Annotated in this window: 22 protein-coding genes; 11 read left to right on the top strand and 11 right to left on the bottom strand. The window is 59.9% G+C overall.

Annotation, left to right across the window (positions count from 1 at the left end):
- Positions 1-42 precede the first annotated feature (42 nt).
- The 4 genes from GIW28_RS04245 to GIW28_RS04230 all read right to left on the bottom strand — a co-directional run bounded on the left by GIW28_RS04245 (position 43) and on the right by GIW28_RS04230 (position 4,183).
- Positions 43-915, bottom strand: a complete 873-nt coding sequence (locus GIW28_RS04245; protein WP_017137003.1) for a LysR substrate-binding domain-containing protein — start codon at positions 913-915, stop codon at positions 43-45.
- 20 nt (positions 916-935) lie between these two features.
- Positions 936-2,231 carry an MFS transporter gene (locus tag GIW28_RS04240; protein WP_017137002.1) on the bottom strand — a complete coding sequence of 432 codons (1,296 nt, stop codon included), beginning with the start codon at positions 2,229-2,231 and terminating at the stop codon, positions 936-938.
- A 103-nt stretch (positions 2,232-2,334) separates the two neighbouring features.
- A complete protein-coding gene (gene psrA / locus GIW28_RS04235) occupies positions 2,335-3,426 on the bottom strand; it encodes an iron-containing alcohol dehydrogenase PsrA (protein ID WP_026013707.1) in 1,092 nt (363 codons plus the stop codon).
- 112 nt (positions 3,427-3,538) lie between these two features.
- On the bottom strand, positions 3,539-4,183 hold the full coding sequence (locus GIW28_RS04230) for a TetR/AcrR family transcriptional regulator (protein WP_017137000.1): 645 nt from the start codon (positions 4,181-4,183) through the stop codon (positions 3,539-3,541).
- Positions 4,184-4,302: 119 nt separating this feature from the next.
- Between GIW28_RS04230 and GIW28_RS04225 the strand changes: the two genes are divergently transcribed.
- Positions 4,303-5,520: an MFS transporter gene (locus tag GIW28_RS04225; protein WP_099548947.1), complete on the top strand. Its 1,218-nt coding sequence runs from the start codon at positions 4,303-4,305 to the stop codon at positions 5,518-5,520.
- Between the two features lie 204 nt (positions 5,521-5,724).
- Entirely contained in the window at positions 5,725-6,591 is an 867-nt protein-coding gene (locus tag GIW28_RS04220; protein ID WP_236446976.1) for a DNA/RNA non-specific endonuclease, read from the top strand.
- A gap of 85 nt (positions 6,592-6,676) precedes the next feature.
- On the opposite strand, the gene GIW28_RS04215 is transcribed toward GIW28_RS04220, so the two are convergent.
- The 5 genes from GIW28_RS04215 to GIW28_RS04195 are packed head-to-tail and all read right to left on the bottom strand — an operon-like array spanning position 6,677 to position 11,661.
- A complete protein-coding gene (locus GIW28_RS04215; protein ID WP_236446974.1) occupies positions 6,677-7,696 on the bottom strand; it encodes a branched-chain amino acid aminotransferase in 1,020 nt (339 codons plus the stop codon).
- Between the two features lie 33 nt (positions 7,697-7,729).
- On the bottom strand, positions 7,730-8,980 hold the full coding sequence (locus GIW28_RS04210) for an ATP-grasp domain-containing protein (protein ID WP_236446972.1): 1,251 nt from the start codon (positions 8,978-8,980) through the stop codon (positions 7,730-7,732).
- Positions 8,977-9,924, bottom strand: a complete 948-nt coding sequence (locus GIW28_RS04205; RefSeq protein ID WP_017136995.1) for a DMT family transporter — start codon at positions 9,922-9,924, stop codon at positions 8,977-8,979. Before GIW28_RS04205 ends, GIW28_RS04210 begins: the two co-directional genes overlap by 4 nt.
- On the bottom strand, positions 9,921-11,126 hold the full coding sequence (locus GIW28_RS04200) for a DUF6421 family protein (protein ID WP_236446969.1): 1,206 nt from the start codon (positions 11,124-11,126) through the stop codon (positions 9,921-9,923). Before GIW28_RS04200 ends, GIW28_RS04205 begins: the two co-directional genes overlap by 4 nt.
- The gene (locus GIW28_RS04195; protein WP_017136993.1) at positions 11,113-11,661 is read right to left on the bottom strand and encodes a hypothetical protein; all 549 of its coding nucleotides are present in this window, start codon (positions 11,659-11,661) and stop codon (positions 11,113-11,115) included. The genes GIW28_RS04200 and GIW28_RS04195 overlap by 14 nt, the downstream gene beginning before the upstream one ends.
- A gap of 240 nt (positions 11,662-11,901) precedes the next feature.
- Here GIW28_RS04195 and GIW28_RS04190 point away from each other — a divergent pair, with 240 nt between their 5' ends.
- From GIW28_RS04190 to GIW28_RS04170, 5 genes are all read left to right on the top strand, one after another.
- Positions 11,902-13,113: a YeeE/YedE family protein gene (locus GIW28_RS04190; protein ID WP_236446967.1), complete on the top strand. Its 1,212-nt coding sequence runs from the start codon at positions 11,902-11,904 to the stop codon at positions 13,111-13,113.
- 26 nt (positions 13,114-13,139) lie between these two features.
- Positions 13,140-14,015, top strand: coding sequence for a LysR family transcriptional regulator (locus GIW28_RS04185; protein WP_177034770.1), 876 nt, complete (start codon positions 13,140-13,142; stop codon positions 14,013-14,015).
- Positions 14,016-14,126: 111 nt separating this feature from the next.
- On the top strand, positions 14,127-14,552 hold the full coding sequence (locus GIW28_RS04180; protein WP_236446964.1) for a VOC family protein: 426 nt from the start codon (positions 14,127-14,129) through the stop codon (positions 14,550-14,552).
- 157 nt (positions 14,553-14,709) lie between these two features.
- Positions 14,710-15,252 carry a cysteine hydrolase family protein gene (locus tag GIW28_RS04175; RefSeq protein ID WP_099548952.1) on the top strand — a complete coding sequence of 181 codons (543 nt, stop codon included), beginning with the start codon at positions 14,710-14,712 and terminating at the stop codon, positions 15,250-15,252.
- Between the two features lie 4 nt (positions 15,253-15,256).
- Positions 15,257-16,240, top strand: coding sequence for a GlxA family transcriptional regulator (locus GIW28_RS04170; RefSeq protein ID WP_017136987.1), 984 nt, complete (start codon positions 15,257-15,259; stop codon positions 16,238-16,240).
- Here GIW28_RS04170 and GIW28_RS04165 read toward each other — a convergent pair.
- The gene (locus GIW28_RS04165) at positions 16,211-16,378 is read right to left on the bottom strand and encodes a DUF2986 domain-containing protein (RefSeq protein ID WP_017136986.1); all 168 of its coding nucleotides are present in this window, start codon (positions 16,376-16,378) and stop codon (positions 16,211-16,213) included. The genes GIW28_RS04170 and GIW28_RS04165 overlap by 30 nt on opposite strands.
- A 140-nt stretch (positions 16,379-16,518) precedes the next feature.
- On the opposite strand from GIW28_RS04165, the gene panB reads away from it, so the two are divergent.
- A complete protein-coding gene (gene panB, locus GIW28_RS04160; RefSeq protein WP_099548954.1) occupies positions 16,519-17,334 on the top strand; it encodes a 3-methyl-2-oxobutanoate hydroxymethyltransferase in 816 nt (271 codons plus the stop codon).
- On the opposite strand, the gene GIW28_RS04155 is transcribed toward panB, so the two are convergent.
- On the bottom strand, positions 17,322-18,698 hold the full coding sequence (locus tag GIW28_RS04155; RefSeq protein ID WP_236446962.1) for an aminotransferase-like domain-containing protein: 1,377 nt from the start codon (positions 18,696-18,698) through the stop codon (positions 17,322-17,324). The two genes, panB and GIW28_RS04155, sit on opposite strands and share 13 nt — an antisense overlap.
- A gap of 299 nt (positions 18,699-18,997) precedes the next feature.
- On the opposite strand from GIW28_RS04155, the gene GIW28_RS04150 reads away from it, so the two are divergent.
- The 3 genes from GIW28_RS04150 to GIW28_RS04140 are packed head-to-tail and all read left to right on the top strand — an operon-like array spanning position 18,998 to position 21,612.
- Complete coding sequence (locus tag GIW28_RS04150; protein WP_236446960.1) at positions 18,998-19,981, top strand: DUF1852 domain-containing protein; 984 nt, start codon at positions 18,998-19,000, stop codon at positions 19,979-19,981.
- A 29-nt stretch (positions 19,982-20,010) separates the two neighbouring features.
- Positions 20,011-21,045 carry a methionine synthase gene (locus tag GIW28_RS04145; RefSeq protein WP_236446983.1) on the top strand — a complete coding sequence of 345 codons (1,035 nt, stop codon included), beginning with the start codon at positions 20,011-20,013 and terminating at the stop codon, positions 21,043-21,045.
- Positions 21,046-21,096: 51 nt separating this feature from the next.
- Positions 21,097-21,612, top strand: a complete 516-nt coding sequence (locus GIW28_RS04140; protein ID WP_017136981.1) for a flavin reductase family protein — start codon at positions 21,097-21,099, stop codon at positions 21,610-21,612.
- Positions 21,613-22,292: the final 680 nt, after the last annotated feature.

The raw sequence follows: 22,292 nt of genomic DNA, 5'->3' as shown, positions 1-22,292 counted from the left end.
GAGAGGTAGGCGGCCAGTTCAAGGGTCAAGCGTGTGGGGTATTCAGGTGGTCGGTGTGGGGCTTGAGTCGAACAGTTCGGCGATCATGGGTCGATTGCGTCGAATGCCCAAGCAACACAGGTGGTAGTCGATGGAAAACGGGTGATTTACAAAGGTAATCGGGGTCGTACCGGGCGTTTCGGCGTATTCGACCGCCGATACAAAACCGATACCGATACCCTTGGCGATCGCATGCACGATGGCTTCGCGGCTGTTGAGTTGCATCACACAATTAAGCGAGACACCCAGGCGTGTGCAGCTTTCCTCCACCAGTTGGCGGGTGCGCGAGCTTTTTTCACGCATCACCCATTTCTCCTGACTGATCTGCTCCACATGCACCTCCTTCTGGCTGGCCCAAGGATGGTCGTTGCGCACCACGGCAATGATCGGGTAACGGTGGTAAAGCTGCGTGTCGAAGCGCTGGTCGAATTCGGACAGCGCCAGGATCGCCACATCGATATCAAAATTGAACAGCCGGTCCAGGGTTTCCTTTTCGGGTGAGAAGGAGGTTTCCAGCTCGATATCCGGGTGACGTTGCATCAGCTCGTACGTCAGGTTCATCGCAATCGGCGGCGACACCGCCCCCAGGCGTAACATGCCGAGCTTGCGTTGCTTGAAACTCTGCAGCAATTGCACGGCTTCATCCTCTTGCCCGAACAGGCCCTGGGTGATCGCATACAGCTGGTGGCCCGCGGCGCTCATTTCGACAAAACGCCCGCGCCGGTGGAACAACTCAACGGAGAACTTCCTTTCCAGGGCATTCACCTGTTCGCTGACGGTCGGCTGCCCAACACTCAGGAACTCGGCGGCAAGGGTGAAACTGCCGGTCTTCGCCACCGCATGAAAGGAGCGCAGCCACTTGTGGTACTGGTACATGCAAAGGTCCTGTGGCTGGCTCAGCGTCTGATGAACAGTGCGACCACCGCGCTGCTCAGGCAGGCAGTCGTCACCACCAGAAAGATCAGCGACGTATTGCCGGTACTGTCGAGCATACTGCCGATCAGCGGTTCCGCCAGCCCGGCAAACAGGTAGGACGAGAAATTCATCACACCGGTCGCGGTCCCGGCGCGCTTGGCGCCGACCAGGTCCGGGCACAGTGCCCAGAAACTCGACGCCGGGCCATAGACGAAAAAGCCACACAGAAACAACGCGACCAGGCCGATGGCGCTATGCGGCGGCAGGCTCCACATCCACAGGCTGGTGGCGGCACCGAGGACCATGTACAGCATGATCGCCAGGTAGCGTTTTGAGCCGAACAGCTTGTCCGACACCCAGCCATTGCTCAAGGCGCCGATGGCCATGCCAACGGGCAAGGCAACGGTGATCCACTTGGGGTCGACCAGGCTGTCGCCGCTTTTCCAGTTGGCGCCCAGGAAGTGCACCGGCACCCACACGATCAAGCCGTAGCGCGCAGCGTTCTGAAACCCCAGGGACACGGCTGCGATGATCAGGCGGGCATTTTTCAGCACCGCCTTGTAGCGCTGTAACGAGCTTTCGACGGCGCCGTGCGCCACCTCATGGTTCTTGTCTTCGGCATTGGCCACGCCGGTATCGGCAAGGGCTTCGAAACCCATGTCCTGTGGGCGTTCGCGGGCCACCAGGTAAAAGATGATGCCGCCAGCGAGCATCAGCAGCACCGGCAAGCGGAAGATCCAGCGCCATTCCAGTTGCAGCACTTCAAGCACGATAATCGATGTGACGTAGGACAGGATCGAGGCGCAACCGGCGGCGAAGACATAAAAGCCGTAGACCTTGCCGCGCTCGCCCGCGCTCCACCAGTTGGAGATCAGCCGGCTGCCGGGCGCCCAGCCCAGGGCCTGAAAATAGCCATTGAGGCCCCAGGGCAGGATCAGGCTGGCAAAACCGCCGGCAAAGCTGGTCACCCAGTTGGCGGCGCACGACAGCACCGCGCCGAGGGTCATGATGCGCCGCCCGCCAAACTTATCGGCAAGGTTGCCGTTGATGGCCTGGCCGATAGCGTAGGCCCACAGCATGGCCGCAGAGGCCCAGCCGAGGGTTTCCTTGGTCAAGCCGAACTCGGCCTGGATGCCGGGGATGGCAAAACCGAAGGTTTGCCGGCCAGTGTAGAAAAACAGGTAGCAGAACATCGCTGCCAGCAGCATTCGCCATTGGGCGACTCGAAACGAGGCGGTTTTCACGGTAAGGCCAGGCAAGGCTTGGGCACGGTTCATGATCTTTTCCTTTTTATTGTTGGTTCCCACCGAGTGGTGTCGGTGGGCGCACTCTTGCGAGGGTGCGGCAGGAAATCGTCGCTACAGGGGTAAACGGCTGGCTTCAGGCGGCGTGGGCACCGATGAAGTTTTTGCCGCGTGCGCCCTGCAGGGCGAAGTTGATCATGGCTTCGGCCTGGGAGGCTGTTACACCGTAGTCGGCAAACTCCGTCTTCACCTCAAGGCTGTGCAGAAAGTCGCGCAGCCTGTGTTGGGCGTGCTGCAAGTCGCTGCCGAAAATCCGCTGAAGGGTTCGGTCACGCGCTGCGTTGCGACCCCAGGCCAGGCCCAGCACCAGCGGCAGCGTGAACGAGCAGGCAATGCCATGCGGCAGGCCGTGGTGCAGGGTCATTTCGTAGGAGATGGAATGGGCGAGGGCGGTCTTGGTGTTGGAGAACGCCAACCCGGCTTTAAGGGCCGCCAACGCCATGCGCGAGCGCAGTTCCTGATTGGCCAGGTCACGCCGCAGCAACGGCAGGCATTCGAGGATGTCTTCGATGGCCGAAATGGCGAACGTGTCCGAGATGGGGTTGGCATTGATGTTCCATACCGCTTCCAACGCATGGGACAAGGCGTCCAGCCCGGTGGAGACGGTGACGCCGGCGGGCACGGTGAGCATCAATTGTGGGTCGATGATCGCCACCTTCGGCCAGGTACACGCCAGGTGCAGCGAGTACTTTTTCAGGCTCGCCGAGTCCCAAATGGTGGCCCAAGGCGTGACTTCACTGCCGGTTCCCGCCGTGGTGGGCGCGGCAATCAGGATTTTGCTGCGCGCAGGCACAAAGGGTTTGCCCGTGGCCAGCAACGCCAGCAACTCATCGAAACGGCCGGACTCGGTGCCCACAATCAGCGCTTTGGCCGTGTCGATGGCGCTGCCGCCGCCCACGGCAATCACCGCATCACAGTCGCCGGCTACCTGCCAGAAACGTTCATAGGTATCGCGCAGTTGCGCCACGTCGGGGTTGGGCTGCACGTCTTCGATGAGGTACACCAGGCGGTCGCCGAGCAGGTCCTGGATGCGTTCCACCAGGCCCAGCCCACGCGCTTCGGGAAAGGTCACCAGCGCCACGGTCTGGCCTTGGGTGATGTCGGCAAGCTCGAGCAGGCTGCCGCAGCCGAAACGCGTGTCTACTGGGTTGTGAAATCGGGCAGTCATGGCGAGTCCTTTGTTTTTGTTGTTGGAAGTGGCCCCATAGTCGGGGCGCTTCAACAAAGGCTCAAATCGATAATTCGCGGGTGTGCATCGGCTGGGCCGATAACGGGCCGGTTCAGGCGTGATTGAAGTGGGTGCGCGGTGCGACGGTTGAGGCTGCAACATCCCATGTCAGCAGGAGTTGAGTGATCGCCGCGTCGATAGCCACATGCGGCACGTTATCGCGCGCCAGAATCGAAACGCCCTGCAAGAAACTGTCAAATACCGTCGCCATCGACGCTGCCTGCGTGGTGCCCGGCAATTGCCCAAGACGTATCCCGCGCTCAATGCAGGCCACAATCCCGGCCCGGGTGCGCACGCGCGATTGCGTCAGCGCGTCCGCGACCCGCGCGTTCTCCGGGCTGGGTGCGCTCATCACGCCCAGCGCCACCATGCAGCCTTTGGGGTGCCCGTCTTCACACTGCATGCGTGCTGACTGGCGCAGCGCGGTTTCGATGGCCTTACGCGGGGGCAAAGCCTCATCCCACAGGCATTCGGTGACCTGGGCGTAGGTGGCCAGATAACGCTGCACGCATTCATCGAACAGCGCTTCTTTGGAGCCGAATGCGGCGTAAAAACTCGGCGCGGAGATACCGCCACCCAACCCGGCCTTGAGCTGGGCGAGGGAGGTGGCGTCGTAACCGTGCTGCCAAAACAGGTGCATGGCCTGTTCCACGGCCTGGTCTCGGTCGAAATTACGCGGGCGGCCCATTTGTGCCATGTGGGGAATCCTCTGGGTAAGCGAGATAAATACTAGTCGATACATAAGTCGTTGACAACGAGCTGTGTGCACGCAACATTTATATCGATCAGTATCTAAGTCATCTCAAGGAGTCTCCCATGACACCCTCACTCAGCTTATCCGCGGCTTCCGACCGGCTGCCCATTGGCGCCTTGCTCGCCCTGGCCATGACCGGCTTTATCTGCATCGTCACCGAAACCCTGCCCGCCGGGCTGTTGCCGCTGATCAGCGACGGCCTGGCGATTTCGCCGTCGATGGCCGGGCAGATGGTCACGGCCTACGCGCTGGGGTCGGTGCTGGCGGTGATTCCCATGACCATAGCCACCCGTGGTTGGCGGCGGCGCAACGTGTTGCTGCTGACTATCGTCGGCTTTCTGCTGTTTAACTCCATCACCGCGCTGTCGTCCCAGTACGGCGTAACCCTGGTGGCGCGGTTCTTTGCCGGCGTGGCGGCAGGGCTGGCCTGGAGCCTGCTGGCCGGTTATGCCCGGCGCATGGTTGCGCCGCATCAACAGGGTCGGGCGCTGGCACTGGCCATGGTGGGTACGCCGATTGCGTTGTCGCTGGGTGTGCCGCTGGGCACTTGGCTGGGCGGCCTGGTGGGCTGGCGTACGACGTTCGGCCTGATGTCGGCGCTGACGCTGCTGCTGATCGTGTGGGTGCTGGTGAAAGTCCCGGACTATCCACCGCAGCCTGCGCACCAGCGGCTGTCCCTGGGCCAAGTGCTGACCACGCCCGGCGTGCGGCCGGTGCTGGCGGTGGTGATCAGTTGGATGTTGGCGCACAACATTTTGTACACCTACATTGCCCCGTTTGTGGCGCGTGCAGGCTTGGCTGAGCGTGTGGATTTAGTCTTGCTGGTGTTCGGCATTGCCGCGTTGGTGGGGATCTGGTTGACGGCCAAGCTGGTCGAGCCGTTGTTGCGCAAGACGGTGCTGGTAAGCCTGGTGACGTTTGCAGCAGTAACCCTGGTGTTCGGCTTTTTGGGCAGCGTGCCGCAGGTGATCTACCTTGGCGTGGCCGTGTGGGGCCTGAGCTTTGGGGGGGCCGCGACACTGCTGCAAACCGCGTTGGCCGATGCAGCTGGAGAGGGCGCCGATGTGGCGCTGTCGCTGAACGTGGTGGCGTGGAACAGCGCCATTGCGGCCAGCGGCGTGGTCGGTGGCGTGTTGCTGGAAACGTGGGGCGCCGCCTCATTTCCATGGGCAATGACGCTGTTGCTGCTGGTAGCGTTGGTGATTGCCTGCACGGCGCATGCCCATGGCTTCAAACCGGGACGGCGGTCAGCCGATGGGCCTGCGGTGGCAGGGCACTAGGTGCTAAGCGAGCTTCACGGTCATGGTGCCGCCTGCCAGTTCGGCAAGTTGCTTCCCCGGCAGGCGCAGCATCCTGCGTGAAGCGCTGGCGTGCTTTAACGAGGTGGGGAGCCTGGCTCAGGCGGCCTGGAATTCGATCCGTCAGGCGTCGCACTAAAGGTTAAAGTGAGGGTCCATTAGGCTCCTCACTTTAAGATATAAAACATGCACTTACGCATTATTGCAGTCGGCCTGTCGGCGTGTGTTCTGCTCTCGCCCGGCGCGCAGGCCCGCAGCCTGCTGGACCTGATCAAACCACCGGCCCATGAACACACTTCGCGCTCAAGCTCCATCAGCCAAAGCGCGGCCCTTGGTCTCTATTCCCGTCAAGAAAAACAGCTCTCCTTCGACGGCTGCGCGGACCTGTTTCCTGGCGCCACGCCGATCAACACGGCCACCGTACCCGCCTCGATGAAACCCATGGCGCTGTGTTCGGATCACTTTGCGGTGCTCTACTCGCAAACCAGCAAGACGCCTTTGGTGGTGGTCGAGCGTTTGAACGCCGCACAGTTGAAAGACGCCAAGGGTGAAGAGCGCACCAACCAGTTTTATCCCGATCCGCGCATTCCCAAAGGTGCCCGCGCCGAGCTGAGCGACTACCGCAGCCAGCACCCGGCGGTGGACCGCGGCCACCAGTCCCCAGCCGCCGATGCGCCAAGTGCAAATGCCATGGCGCAGTCCTTCGCCTTGTCGAACATGGTGCCGCAAGACCCCACCAATAACCGCAAGATCTGGAGCAAGGTCGAGGCCGACGTGCGCAAGTTCGCGGTACGTGCAGGCGGTAATGTGTTTGTGTTCACCGGCCCGTTGTTTGATGCCGGCTACAGCACCATCGGCGACAACAAGGTGTGGGTGCCGACACGCCTGTTCAAGCTGGTGTACGACGCTTCGTCCAAACGTGCCTGGGCCTATGTGCTGCCCAACGCCGGAACCCGTATCCAGAAGCCGATGGACTACGACACCTTTGTGAAAAGCACCGGGCTCAAGTTGCTCGGCAACTTGCCGGTTACCGGTTCAGTGGGGCGGACATGAGCCCTTTCGGCCGGTCTGACTGACGCTTGATCGGCCCGCTGTACTGACACCCACGGGGTGTCGGCACAGCGAGCGCCTCAGGGCTTTAGACTTTTTCGATCCAGCCTGCCGGTGCTTCAACGTCGCCGTTCTGGATGCCCGTCAACTCATTGAACAAACGTTGGGTCATCGGGCCGGCTTCATGTTCACTGTGGAATACATGCAGGTGATCGTTGTAGCGGATACCGCCAATCGGTGTGATAACCGCCGCGGTGCCGCACGCGCCGGCTTCCTTGTACGCCGCCAGGTTGTCGATATACACATCCTCTTCCACCGCCTTGAGCCCCAGACGGCTTTGCGCAAGCTCGATCAACGAGGCGCGGGTGATGCCAGGCAATACTGAAGGCGAACGCGGGGTCACAAAGGTGTTGTCATGGGTGATGGCAAAGAAATTCGCCGAGCCGACTTCTTCGATTTTTTTATGGGTCAGCGGGTCGAGGTAAATGCAGTCGGCAAAACCCGCCTGCCGTGCCTCGGTACCGGGTAGCAGGCTGGCCGCGTAGTTTCCGCCGACCTTGGCGGCGCCGGTGCCATTGGGGGCGGCGCGGTCGTAGTCCGAAATGATGAAGTTGCTCGGTTGCAACACGCCTTTGAACAACGCGCCGACCGGGATGCAAAACACGCAGAAGATAAACTCCGGCGCGGTACGCACACCGATGTTATCGCCCACACCGATGACGAAAGGTCGTAGATACAGCGAGCTGCCTGTTCCGTAGGGCGGCAGGAAGCGTTCGTTGGCCTTGATCACCTGCTTGCAGGCATCAATGAATTGCGCGGTCGAGACGGGCGGCATCAGCAGCCGTGAGCAACTGCGCTGCATACGGGCAGCATTCTGATCGGGGCGAAACAGGTTGATCGAATCATCCTTGCAACGGTAGGCCTTCATCCCCTCAAAACACTGCTGGCCATAATGCAACGCGGTTGAGCCTTCGCTGATATGCAGTTGGTTATCTTCGGTCAGTGCACCTTCCTGCCACTGACCGTCACGCCAATGTGCGATGTAACGAAGGTCGGTTTTCCTGTAGCTGAAACCCAGGTTATTCCAATCCAGTTGCGGATGTTCCATATCACGACTCCCGAACCCGGCTACGGGTGGTATTTATTGGTTCCAGTTGATGCTCAAGGAAGCATCAAGCCATTGGTGGTAAGCGCTCGCCGCCTCATCCGAGGCATGTACCGAGAAGATGAACCCTGGGTAGCCGCCAAACGCGGGAGGGGGTGGTGAAAGATGCCCTGCCTCGAAAAAAGTCACGATCCGGGCGGTTTCAGGGTGCTCCGCGACCTTTTCCAGCCCGCTGAAACCGTTGAAACGGCCATCGCCGCGCAGAGGAATGATGTAGTTTGCTGCCACTCTGGCGGCCGGCAGCACATCGGGCAGTGCCGGGGTGGGCAAACCCAGGGCGGCCTTCATGCACAGTGCGGCGAACGACACGCCGGTGCTCTGTTCCACCACAAAGTGCGAGACCCCCGAGCCCCCTATGCGTGCGCCGATTTCAATCACATACGCTTGCTGGTTGGCATCCAGGCGCAGCTCCACATGGGCGGCTCCCATGGTAATGCCCAGTGCCTTGACCCCGGCGCGCGCGGTCTCACACAGGGCCATGATCAAGGGGGCGTCGATATCTCGACGCTGGCGGTAGATCGTTTCTTCAAACCAGGGCCCTTCGGGTTGGCCCTTGTCGCCCACTGCCAGGACATGCACCCCTTCGATATCGACAAAGCACTCCACAACGAATTCTTTACCCGGCAAATACTGTTCAACAACCAGGCCTGCGGCTTTGTCCTGGTCATAGAAACGAGCCAGGTCCTTGCTCTGGACCTCCCAGACCGCGTTGACGAGGGCGGGAAGCTCTTCGGCCGTTTTGGCCAGCATCACACCGGTGCTCGACCAGCCGGAGAGCGGCTTGATCACCAGTGGCAACCCCAGGGCGCGGGTTTGCGACAGGTCGTGCGGGTTATCGATGTAGCAAAAGCCCGGCGACCTCAAGCCTGCCTCGGCAAAGGCCTGGCGCATCAGGTACTTGTTGCGGGCCAGCGCGGCCACATGCGGATCGATGCCAGGTGTACCGATTTTTTGCGCCGCCAGTGACGTCCAGATGATCGCTTCTTCGCGAACCGTCATCACCCCGCCAATCCCTCTCTCTTGCACGCCGGCCGCGAACGCTTCCAACGCCACCTGCGGCTCGTCGAAAACCGGCAGCTGCCAGGTCGACGTGACTGCCGGCAAGTGCGCGGGGGCGCTCTCGGTCGTGTCGTAAATCAGTACCAGTTCAATACCTGCCGCTTCTGCGGCCTCAAATACAAAGGACAACTTGGCACTGCGGTGGCAAACCAACGCCAGCTTTTTCATTGTATTTCCTCACTAACCGGTTGGTTTGGGGCACGACGCTTGAACGTCCAGCCCGAGGCGCCTGATGCATCCATGAATAACAGGGTGATCCCCACCATGACCGCAATCATCGCGACGATTTTTACTGCACCCAAGGTCGTGCCGGAGCCGATCAACCACTCACCGGTGACCACGGCGAACGGTGCCAGCAAGCCAATCGCATTGGCATACAGCACGCCGCCCTCGGCCAAAACCTTCTGGTACAACACATACACCGGCGCCGAGCAGGCAGCCCCCAGGATCAGCACTTTGAGCGCATCCTCAAGGTTCAGGCGCAACAAGGGCGCGGGGTCGAGAATGAACAGCGGCACAAAGCACGCCGCGGCGATCAGTGTGACCCAGGCCAGCGAGTTGATCAGTGGCAAATCCTTGAGGTAGCGCTTGGACAGCAGGCCATAAACGGCGTAGGAAAGCGCCGCGACCAGGGCCAGCGCAATGCCAGACGGGCTGACTGCGCTAACGTCACCGGTGTGGGTATTGAACGCCAGCGCCGCGACACTGACGATCACCACACCCGCCAGTTTGAGCCAGGAAAACCCCAGGCTGCGTGTCAGCAGGCCCAGCAAGTAGGTAATGCCCGGGATCGTCGCCAGGACCATGGTCAGGTCGCTGGCTTTCAGCGTTTTCAAGGCGCCGAAGCTGCAGACAAAATAGAGCGAGAACCCCAGGATCGACAGGATGAAAAACCCCGGCATTCTTGCGAGCAGCGGCTTGGATGCCAGCGGCGGTCGCGTGCCGAACGCCACGATCAACCATAAGGCGGCGGTTGTGGCCCACAGCCTGAGCCCAACGGCATGCATCACCGAAATGCTACCGAGCAGGTTTTTCGACAGCAGCCAACTGATCGAGAACAACGCGAGAATGGCCACGGTGAACAGCAGCAGACGGACCTTCAATGCATTCATTGGGGGCACTCGGCCAGCACGCGGCGTGCGTAGTGCGTGGCCGGGAAATTGAAACGTGCCAGTGGGGTTTGCGGTGTGCCCAGATGTTGCTGAACATAGGCTTTGGCACCCGCCAGGTAGGCCTCGTCGTCGAGTGCTTCGAGGGCCTCGATATCGGCAATCATCGACACAAGCTTTTGGTCAAGACGCTCGCTGTCAAAGCTGAGGTGGCCGTGCTCGGTTTCGACCAATGCCTTGGCATTGATCAGCATCTCAAAGAGCAAAATCCCGGTGCCGGCATCGAACGTCATGTGTTGGTCCGAGCCCTTGGGGTAGCGGAACATGCGCTCGAGCAGAATGAACTCGGCGATTTCACGCCAAAAGTCCGGACGGTGTTCCAGCACCAGGCGCACCGTAATCAGGTCACACTTGGTTTCTTCCAGCAGGCCGGTAAACCAGTTCAGCTTTATGTACAGGTTTTTGTCCAACGGGCGTGGCCCGGTGTGGTGCGCATAGTCATGGTAATAACCCCACAGGCAACGCGCGTCGTACATGTCTGGCTCAGACATCTGGCGGCTGCTCAATTGGCCGAACAGGAACGGGCTTTGGCGCCCGAACAGACGGTCTGCCTCGACGAGTGTCTGTTCGTTGTAGATACGCAGAAACTTGCTGAAGAAGAACAGCGCGAAGGTTTGTTTATCGACCTTGGCTGCCGTCGCCACGGACTCTGGAAACAGCACTATGCAATTGCCTTGCAGGAACCCCTTCGAGGCCGCTCCAAGCTTGATGCATTGAAACGGTGCCACGTACTGCTCGGTGTACTGCGCGGCCTTTGCCAGGTAAGGGGTTTCACTGCGGTAGCCGGTGACCAGCTCCAGCCGAAAGCCTTCGGGGTCAGGGCCGTTGGTCGCGCGCATGGGGGCCAGTAGAAACAAGGCGTCGCCGGGTGCAGGGGTGTTGAAACTGGCGAGAGTTTTATCGAATAGAGGCCGTTGATCCAGGCCATTCTTCAGCCAGTTGCCCAGGTCTTCCAGGGTCGCCGTCAACAGCGGCGCAGATAGCCCGTCGATGATTGCGGCGTGCCGGTCGAGCTCGGTGATCAAGCGGTTGATGAGGGCATGGTCGGCTACGTTCGGCGCCTTGATGCTGCCATCCAGTTCCTGGCGGGCACGCACTTCATCGACGATATTGACCAGGGTCGACAGCGGATCAGGCTTTTGCATGGTCGGCTCGCTTCAGCGAATGGACCAGAAAGGCCATCGGCACCTGGCCGAAATCCTCAATGATGTTCAGCTCATGCAGGTCTGCCGCGACCACGGTGGTCACGCACGCATCTGCCTGGCCAGTGCTGCACAGCACGGCGGCATCGGCATTGCTGTTGGCGAACACTTTGCGGTAGTGGCTTGCCACCAGGGATTGGGGCGCGGGATGGGTTGCCACACTCTTTATCTGGTCGGCGCTGGTACGGCTCGCAAGCACCATGGAGTGGGTCGGCATGATGAAGCTGTCGCACAGCTCCATATCGCCCAGGCGGGTAAAAATCAGCGTATGCAAATCGGGGTACGCGGCGCAGCTTAAAAGATAGCCGTCCTGTTTTCCGGACAACTCATCAAAGGCTTGCTCAAGCGTCTCATGCAGAACAATTCGCTGCGTGCCATTGCGCGCTTCACGAGAATCAAGCCACCACTGCGCGGCGGTGGCGCAATTGGTACCCTCGGGGCCGAGCGTATAGATGGTCGGACTGATAGCCGTGTGCATGCTTTAACTTCCTTGTCAGAGCCCACCGGACAGCGGGCCAGAATCCATTCCTGCCACCCATTGGTGGCTGCCTTGGCGGAGGTTACTGTAGGTTTTTTGTTCAAGCAATACACCCGGCGAAACTAAACGTTGCCACCTTCGCAGGCATTGCCTGGCCGTCTGAATTCCTGCAAAGGCCGACCCTGTCAGGGTTTATACTCACCGCCAATCTTCCCCCCCCGATCAAATCCGAGAAAGCCCATGAGCACCTCCCTTTCCCTGATCCCCGCGCGCAAGCCTATCGCGCCGTTGGCGGCTTTTATCATCCTGGTGGCGGGTGCTGTATTCCTGCAAAACAGCGTCGGCTCGCGCCAGGTGCTGTTGCTGGTGGTCGGCGCCGCATTGGGCTTGACCCTGTACCACGCCGCTTTCGGATTCACGTCGGCCTGGCGCGTATTTATCAATGATCGACGCGGCGCCGGTTTGCGCGCACAGATGGTCATGCTGGCGGTGGCGGTGTTGCTGTTCTTCCCGGCATTGGGCGCGGGCACGTTGTTCGGGCAGCCGGTGGTCGGGCTGGTGGCACCGGCTGGGGTGTCGGTGGTGTTCGGGGCGTTTATCTTTGGTATCGGCATGCAGTTGGGCGGCGGGTGCGCGTCCGGCACGCTGTTCACCGTGGGCGGCGGCAATGCGCGCATGCTGGTGACGCTGCTGTTTTTTATCTGTGGTTCGTTGATTGCCACGCACCATGTGGATTGGTGGTTCGCGTTGCCGGCGTTCCCGGCGGTGTCCATCGTCAAGAGCTTCGGCGTGTTGCCGGCCATGATTCTGAGCCTGGCCATGTTCGCGGTCATCGCGCTGGTCACCGTGCGTTTGGAGAAGGGCCGTCACGGCCAGCTTGAACCCGGCGTGAGCAGCGAGCATATCGGCCTGCGCCGCTTCCTGCGCGGGCCTTGGCCGTTGGTGTGGGGTGCAATCGGTTTGGCGCTGCTTAACTATGCGACGCTGGCGCTGGCCGGGCGGCCATGGGGCATTACCTCGGCGTTCGCGCTGTGGGGCGCCAAAGTGGCCAGCGGCTTGGGTGTGGACGTGGCCAGTTGGGCGTTCTGGCAAATGCCGGGCAATGCCAAAGCCCTGGCAGCGCCCGTGTGGGAAGACATCACCAGCGTGATGGACATCGGCATCGTCCTCGGCGCGCTGTTGGCCGCGGGCCTGGCCGGGCGTTTTGCCCCAAGCCTGAAAATCCCGGCACGCTCGCTGGTGGCCGCAGTGATCGGTGGTTTGCTGCTGGGCTATGGCTCGCGCCTGGCTTACGGCTGCAACATCGGCGCGTACTTCAGCGGCATCGCCTCCGGCAGCCTGCATGGCTGGGTGTGGTTGGTGGCAGCGTTTATCGGTAACAGCGTCGGTGTGCGCCTGCGGCCGTTCTTCTTCGCAGGCGAGCGACCGCAGGTGGCCTTGAGCGGTTGCTGAAGCCCAACGACCTACAAGGCAGGCCCATGATCAGAGAACTGAGAACCTTCGTAAGCGCTGCCCGCCGTGGCACCTTTGCCGCCGCCGGGCAGCAGGTGGGGCTGACGCAATCGGCGGTGAGTGCGCAGATCAAACACCTCGAGGACGCCCTGGGCGTCAAGCTGTTCGACCGCACCGGTCGCTCCGCCACGCTCAATGCGGCCGGGCAGCGCGCGGTGCCGCTGGCGGAGGAGATCCTCGATATTTTCTCGCGCATGGGCGCGCCCGACAGCGCCAACAACTTTCACGGCTCGCTGCGCATCGGCGCCATCGGCAGTGTGCAAACCGGCCTCCTGCCCCAGGCGCTGGTCACGCTTAAACGCCGCGCGCCGTTTATCGAGGTCAGCCTGGTGCCCGGCGTTTCGCTCAACCTGCTCAGCCAGGTGGATGCCGGTGAGCTGGACCTGGCGATCATGATCCACCCGCCGTTCAACCTGCCCAAAGACCTGAATATCGAAGTGATCGCCCGCGAACCCTTTGTGCTGATTACCGCCAAGGACGTGCAGGGCGACGACCCGCTGCAGATCCTGCGCGAGCAACCCTTCGTGCGGTATGACCGTGGCTCGTTCGGCGGGCGCCAGGTCACGCAGTTTCTCAAGGAACACAAGATCCAGACCCGGCAAGCGCTGGAACTCGACGAGCTGGACGCCATCGTCAAGATGGTACGCAGCGGCCTCGGCGTGTCGCTGGTGCCCCTGGCCGGCCTGTGGCTGGAACACGGCAGTGACGTGCGGGTTTTGCGATTGGGCAAGCTCACGTTCTACCGTGAAATCGTGCTGCTGACCAAGTACACCCAGCGCCAATTGCCGCTCTTCGAATTATTCAGGGCGTGCGTCATCGAAGTGCTGGATGCGCCGAAGTAGGGCGCGAGCATCGAAATTATTGAGGCTCAGGGCGAAGGATATCCGCTTTATCCGTGGGGCTTTCTGGTGAAGAATCGGGTTCTAACCAAACAGAACCTGCAGGTAGCCACCGTGAGCCTTTCTCCCTTTCACCTAGCGATTCCCGTCTACGACCTGGCCGCCGCGCGTCACTTCTACGGCGATGTGTTTGGCCTTTCGGAAGGTCGCTCCAGTGCGCAATGGGTCGACTTCGATTTCTACGGCCACCAACTGGTGATTCACGAGCACCCCAAGACGCAATCCCAGGAATCGGTGCACTCCAATCCGGTGGACGGCCACGCTGTGCCGGTGCCGCATTTCGGCATCATCCTGCAATGGGACCAGTGGGAAGCCTTGGCCGATCGGCTGCGCGCGCGGGAAACCCAGTTTGTGATCGAACCCTACATCCGCTTCAAGGGTGAGGTGGGCGAGCAGGCCACCATGTTCCTGTTCGACCCGTGCGGCAACGCCCTGGAGTTCAAGGCGTTCAAGGACATGAGCCAGCTGTTCGCCAAGTAATTGCTCATCGTGCGCAAACGTCCCAGGGTGATTTTCGCCGCTGAGCCGGTATGTCTGAATCGGTCCTGAAGTGGTCCGGCACCTGCCTGTCGCTCATCGGCGCGGGTGCTTACCATGGCTGCATCAACCACTGTGATGCAAGCCACAAGGACCTGTCATGAGCCGCAAAGCCCTTATCGTTATCGATGTGCAGCATTCGTTCCGTCATTCTGCTTACTGGTCCGAAAATGACCTGCCGTTGTTCCTGGAAAAACAGCAAGCGCTGATCGATGGGTGTGTTCAACAGGGCATCCCGGTGATACAAGTCTTCCATGTTGAAGACCAAGGGCACTTTTCGATGGCATCGGGCAATGTCAAAACCTTGAGCGAGTTGTCGATCAACCCCGACCTGATCATCCACAAGCGCTTTCACAGCGCCTTCGCCGGCACGCCGTTGGCTGCACGGCTTACGGAGATGGGCGTGAGCGCGCTGATCATCAGTGGCATCCGCACCGAACAGTGCTGCGAAACCACCACCCGGCAGGCGTCGGACAGCGGTTTTGCGGTGGATTTTGTCAGCGAGGCGACCCTGACCTTCCCGATGGCCCACGCACGCAGTGGCCGCGAATACAGCGCCGCCGAGATTCGTGAGCGTACCGAACTGGTGCTGGAAGAGCGCTTTGCGCGCATCGTCACCGTCGCCCAGGCGCTGGAGCGTTGAACCCGTGAGCGTGCCGGTGCTGTTCGTGCTGTTGCCCAATGTGCTGATGCTGGACTTGGCCGGCCCCGCCGAGGTGCTGCGCCTGGCCGCGCAGAGCGAGGACCCTGCGGCTCTCGACTTCGACTTGCAGTACGTCAGCCCGGTGCCGTCCCTGCAAACCTCGATTGGCTTGCCGCTGGCCGGCTTGGCGCCCCTGCCGCCAAGCCTGGCGCCCGGCACGCTGGTGGTGTTGGTCGGCTCCACGTCAAAGGTGAGCAAGGCGCAGCAGCAGGCGTTCGAGTCGGCCAGCGACACTTTGACCCAATGGCTGCAAAGCGTGTTTGCAGCGTCGGGCCAGCGGCTGGTTTGCGTGTGCGCCGGCGCATTAAGTGCCGCCCGCGCGGGGTTGCTCGATGGCCGCCAGTGCACCACCCACCACGCGCTGTGTGAGGCATTGCAGGCCCTGGCGCCCAAGGCCCGCGTGCTGGAAAACCGGCTGTATGTCACGGACGGCCCGGTCAGTTGCAGCGCCGGTGTCACGGCGGGCATCGACCTGATGCTGCACCTGCTCGCCGAGTTGGCCGGGCCACGCCTGGCCTGCAGCGTGGCGCGCGACATGGTGGTGTACATGCGCCGCAGCGGCGCCGACCCGCAGCTCTCAGCCTGGATCACCGGTCGCAACCACCTGCACCCGGCCGTGCACCGAGTGCAGGACGCCATCACCGCGGCGCCCTGTGAAGCCTGGACCGTCACACGCATGGCCGAACTGGCGTGCACCAGCAGCCGACACCTGGCGCGGCTGTTCCACGAACACGTTGGCATCAGCCCGCTGGATTACCTGCACACGCTGCGTATCACCGTGGCCCGTGAACTGCTCATGGCGTCGAGCCTGGACATGGAAACCGTCGCCGAGCGCGCAGGCTTTGGGTCAGCCCGGCACCTGCGGCGTATCTGGAGCAAATATGAGGTGGGGACGCCTTCAAGCGGGCGTGTCGGCGCCGCTGGTTGAGGCTTGATCGGCCTCGGCTTCGAGTTTGGCGCGGTCTGCCTTGCTGATGTACTTGTCTTTGCTTTTCGGCGCCAGTTTGGCGCTGGCCTTCTTGGCTTTAGCCTTGAAGAGCTGCTTGAGTTTTTTCTGGCGGTTCATGTGTCGGTGCCTGATGGGTGAAGGCCCGGATGATATCAGGTTAAAAACCTGGGTCGCTTTTTAGCGTCAATCTGTGCATTGAACACCCTGGGGTTTTACCAATAATCGGGCCGTGAATTCAGCACAAACGGAAAACACCGATGAGCCTCCACACCCGCACCAAACGCCTCACCGTCCCGCAACTGGTCGCCATGAAGGGCCAGCAGAAAATCGTCTCCCTCACCGCGTACTCCAGCGCCATCGCCAAGCTGATCGACCCGCTGGTCGACTTCATTCTGGTGGGTGATTCCACGGCGATGGTCGGCTACGGCCGGGCCTCGACCTTGAGCATGCAGCTGGAAGAAATCATCGGCCACACCCGCGCCGTGGTCGACAGCACGCGCCTGGCCTGCGTGATTGCCGACATGCCCTTTGGCAGTTATCAGGAATCCAACGAGCAAGCGTTTCGCAACTGCGCCCAAGTGCTGGCGCGCACTGGTTGCGATGCGCTGAAGCTGGAGGCCAACGTGGCGTTGGCGGGCACCGTCGAGTTTCTGGTGGCGCGCGGCATTCCGGTGATGGCCCATGTGGGGCTGATGCCGCAGTTCGTCAACGTGATGGGCGGCTTCAAGGCACAAGGGCTTACCGCCGAAACTGCTGCAGTGATTGCCGCAGATGCCCGTGCCAACCTGGAGGCGGGCGCCTTCGGCCTGCTGCTCGAAGGTGTGGCCGAAGGCGTCGCGCGGCAGATCACCCTGGATTCAAAGATGCCCACCATCGGCATTGGCGCTTCACCGGCCTGCGATGGCCAAGTGTTGGTGACCGAAGACCTGTTGGGCCTGGGCGGCGAACACCTGCCGCGCTTCGTCAAACAGTACGCAGATGTAGGCGCGGTGATTCGCGATGCCTGCGAGCGGTTTGCCGACGATGTGCGCCATGGCCGTTTCCCTGAAGCGCGGCATTGCTACGGGCTTTGATCGATCGCCTCGGCCAATCGCTTCACGGCCTGGGCGATATCCTTGCTCCAGTTGAGGGTGTAGCTTAGGCGCAGGTGTTGCGGCCAGGCGCCATGCTGGCTGAACAGCTCGCCAGGGGCGATGACGATGCGTTGGGCCAGCAGGCGCTCAAATACCTGACGCATATCCACCGCATGCGGTGCTTGCAGCCAGAAGCTGGCGCCGCCTTGGGGCGCGATCACCTGCCAATGTTCCTCCAGCAAGGCTTTCATGCCGGTCATGCGCTCCAGCAGCAGCGCCCGCAGCGCTTTTAAATGCGCGTCGATACGCTTGGAGGTGAGCAGCTTGGCGATCGCCTTTTGCCGGATCGGTGACAGGCGAAACCCACGCTCCAGAAACACCCGCTGCAATTGCGGCGCGTGCCCGTGGCACACCACATAGCCATACGGCGCTTCCGAGCCGATGACTTTATCGAAGGTCGAAAACACCAGCAGCTTCTGCAGGTCGGCGAAGTCGCGATAACGCGGCGGCGGCGCTTCGAAATACAACTCGCCGTAAGTGTCGTTTTCGAACAGCCAGATATCCCGCGCCGCCAGCCAGCCGCAGATCTGCTGCTTGTCCTGTGCCGGCATCACCCCGCCCTGGGGGATATTCACCGTCGACGACAGCACCGCCAGGCGAATCGGCTCACGCATCAGCACGCCTTCCAGCGCCGCCAGGTCGAAACGCCCGTGGGCATCGAGCGGCATTTCGATCACGCGAATCTTCGCCGCTTGCAACTGACGCAGGATCGCCCACGAACACGGTGACTCCACCAGCGCCACGGTGCCGCACAGGTCCAGGGCATTAAGTGCCGCATCCAGCACGCTGTGCAAGTCCGCGCCGATATACACCTGGTCGGCCTGCCAGTAGCGGTCGGCGGATTGGGTGTAGCGCTCGGCCAATGCGGTGCGCAACTCGGGCTCACCGAAGGGTAAGTAAAGCGGCGCCAGCGAGCGTGGGTGCTGGCGGGTCAGTTCACGCTCAAGCATCAGCAGCGGGTTTTCCAGCGACAACAGCATGGCCGGTGCATCGCTGCTCAAGGCGAGCATTCCCGGCTGGCGGGCATTGGCGAACACCTGGTCGAGCAGGTTGGTTTCAGTTGTTACCCGTGCAGGCATGGCCCTTGTGAAATAACCCTGTTTGGGCCGCGCGTGGATCCGCCCTTCATCCTCAAGCAAGGCGTAGGCGTACTTGGTGGTCGACACCGATACGCCAAGGCGCTCGGCCAATTGGCGCAGGGACGGCAGTTTGCGTTCGCCTGACGACGGGCTGGCGTCGATCAACTCGACGAGGTAACGGTAGACCGTCTGATAGGCAAAGCCGGCGTCTTTGGGTTTATCCATGGTCCTTTGAGCTGCGCAAAACAGAGTGGGAAGAGAGCCTGGCAGTATCACTCAAGGCGATCTTATTTGCGCGCGTCTCGGGCTGAACAGCCCACGGCTCGGCCCATTGGGTTTGAGGCAATCCATCATGAACAGGGCTAAAGGTTTAGTGAAATCGTTTCATTATCTCTTGCTCTATAGCCAGCATAAACTCCACCTTAATTATTGAAACTGTAAAGACTTGGGCCCAACGTCGGCGTGTTGCTAAAAGGCAAGCAGTGAACTCAAGTCTGTCTCAAATTTTAAGGTGTCAGGTGGTCATGGATAACGCGTTTGAATTTACGATTAAGAGTGTTTGTTTTGACGAGCACTATCGCCCCTCCGAAAACACGCGCACCACCACTAACTTTGCTAATTTGGCCAGGGGCGAGCGTCGTCAGGAAAACTTGCGCAATACCTTGACGATGATTAATAACCGCTTCAATGCCTTGGCCCATTGGGATAACGCCAGCGGTGATCGGTATGCGCTCGAACTCGAGATTGTTTCGGCTCAAATGCAGATCGGTGTTGAAGGCAATGGGCAGGCCATTCCGCTGATTGAAGTGTTGAAAACCACGATTGTGGACCGTAAAACCAATGAGCGCCTTGAGGGCATCGTCGGCAATAATTTTTCTTCATATGTACGCGACTATGACTTTAGCGTGGTGTTGTTGGGCCACAACAGAGGCCAGGCTGAATTCAGCACGCCCGATAATTTTGGCGACTTGCATGGCAAGCTGTTCAAGTGCTTTGTGAATTCAGCGGCGTACAGGCAGCACTTTAAGAAGTTGCCTGTCATCTGCTTGAGCGTTTCGAATACCAAGACCTATCAGCGAACTGAAAACCAGCACCCGGTATTGGGCGTTGAGTACCAGCAGGATGAGTATTCGCTGACCGATGAGTACTTCAAGAAGATGGGCTTGAAGGTGCGCTATTTTATGCCGCCCAACAGTGTTGCACCCTTGGCATTTTATTTTTTCGGTGACGTGCTGAGTGATTACACGACGCTTGAACTTATCAGCACCATTAGCACGATGGACACCTTTCAAAAGATTTACCGGCCTGAAATTTACAATGCCAATTCTGTCGCCGGAAAACGCTACCAACCCAGTTTGAAGCATCAGGATTATTCATTAACACGCATTGTTTATGATCGAGAAGAACGTGGTCGGCTGGCGATTGAGCAGGGCAGGTTTGTTGAGGAAAATTTCATCAAGCCCTATCACGCTGTGCTTGAACAGTGGTCCGCGCAATACGCCGCTTGACTCATCAAACTTACAAGGTTGTGCCTGTCATGAAAAAGTTATTACCCACTTCTACAGCTGGCAGCTTGCCAAAACCGGCCTGGCTTGCTGAGCCCGAGACGCTGTGGTCACCCTGGAAGTTGCAAGGTGACGAATTAATTGAAGGCAAGCAAGATGCCTTGCGTTTGGCGTTGCAAGAACAGCAAAACGCCGGGATTGATATCGTCAGTGATGGCGAGCAAACCCGCCAACACTTTGTCACCACGTTTATCGAACACCTGAGCGGCGTTGATTTCGAGAAGCGTGAAACCGTCAGGATTCGTGATCGCTATGACGCGAGCGTGCCGACGGTCGTAGGCGCCGTTGCGCGCCAAAAGCCGGTGTTTGTCGAAGACGCCAGGTTCTTGCGCCAGCAAACCAACCAGCCGATCAAATGGGCGCTGCCAGGCCCCATGACCATGATCGATACGCTGTATGACAACCACTATAAGAGCCGCGAAAAACTCGCGTGGGAATTCGCCAAGATCCTCAACGAAGAAGCCCGGGAACTGGAAGCGGCGGGCGTCGACATTATTCAGTTTGATGAACCGGCCTTTAACGTGTTCTTTGACGAGGTGAATGACTGGGGCGTCGCCACCCTGGAACGGGCCATTGAAGGCCTTAAATGCGAAACGGCGGTGCATATCTGTTATGGCTATGGCATCAAGGCCAACACCGACTGGAAAAAGACCCTGGGGTCGGAGTGGCGGCAATATGAAGAAGCCTTCCCCAAGCTACAGAAATCCAGCATCGATATCATTTCGCTGGAATGTCACAACTCCCATGTTCCCCTGGACCTGATTGAGCTGATTCGCGGTAAAAAAGTCATGGTTGGGGCCATTGATGTGGCAAACCACGCCATTGAAACGCCGGAGGAAGTGGCCGATACCCTGCGTAAAGCCCTTCAGTTTGTTGATGCCGACAAGCTTTATCCATGCACCAACTGTGGCATGGCGCCCTTGCCTCGCCGCGTGGCGAGCGGCAAGTTGAATGCATTGAGTGCAGGCGCAGAGATCGTTCGAAGAGAGCTCAATAACGCGCGTTGAGCCACCATTGGAAGGGGTGTACCAAGTTGCACTCCCTGTTCAGGATTTACCATGTCATTTCCCACTACGACGGTCGAGCCACTGAGCTTTCGCGAAGCGCTCGGGCACTACGCGTCCGGTATTACGGTGATTACCTCGCACCTGGATGACGAGCCGGTCGGCTTCACGTGTCAGTCGTTCTACAGCGTGTCGATGAGCCCACCGCTGGTGTCATTCAGCGTAATGTCCAATTCGGCCAGCTACCCCAAGATTCGCCAGGCCGGTCGATTCGTGGTCAATATCCTGTCGGGTGAGCAGGCCGGGATTTCCAACCAATTCGCCCGCCGCGGCACAGACAAATGGCACGGCGTGCAATGGCAGCACTCGCCTTTGGGTAATCCGATCATTGCCGGCAGCCTGCACTGGCTGGATTGCGAAATTCACGCCGAACACGCCGCCGGTGACCACCTGATCGTGATTGGTGAAGTAAAGGCGTTAAGTCTGCGAGCAGCGGCTGCGGCGAAGCCCTTGCTGTATTTCAAGGGGCAGTATTGCAACATCGCCGCACAGGGCGTGGTTCACGGGTAGGTAAAGGTGTGGTTAATAATGTAAGTGCCTAGCGTGTTCGTACGCGCTGTCACCCAGGCAACGGTCATACCGCGTTTTATTTGATCGTCAAGTTCTGATCGGGTTGTGCACAGTTCGATATCGCGCTCAGTGTGTAGATCCTTGATCCATAAGCCCGCCTCGCAACGACTATATTTCCCATAAGCCGGTCCCGGAAACCTGATTTCATAGACGGATTTATAGTGGATTACTTCGCCAGGCAGCAGGTAGACGCACACGGCATAACTATTCAGGAGGAAAACGAATCCAAGGCTGAAGCCCCCTAAAAACTTGTTAGTCGAAGACATATTAGTGCTGTTGGGCGGGCGATTGCGTTCGGGCCTGAACGCACAATAGAGGCCTGTCACAACGCCGAATACCACATAGGTCGTCCATTCAGGAATCCATGCCATCAAGATGGTTTGCCTGGTAACCCGAGAGGCCCAGCCCATGTAAAACATCCATGCCCCAAGGACGAGAAGCACTAATATCAACGCCGCTATTCTTTTGAATTGTCTCCCGAGTGAGGGGTGTTTCATTGTTTTTTTTGCTCGGTTCGTTGGTCGGATGGGTAGCGTTGAGTGAACACCGGTGTGTTCAACCGATCAATCCACTCAAGCAAAATACCATCTAACCGGGCGCGACGACGCCCACTACTTCTC

It is taken from the genome of Pseudomonas sp. PA-5-4B (assembly GCF_021606215.1).
In the GTDB taxonomy this organism is placed as follows: Bacteria; Pseudomonadota; Gammaproteobacteria; order Pseudomonadales; family Pseudomonadaceae; genus Aquipseudomonas; species Aquipseudomonas edaphica.
The sequence above is the reverse complement of the archived record's forward strand: the minus strand, read 5'-3'. Positions and strand labels throughout refer to the sequence as shown.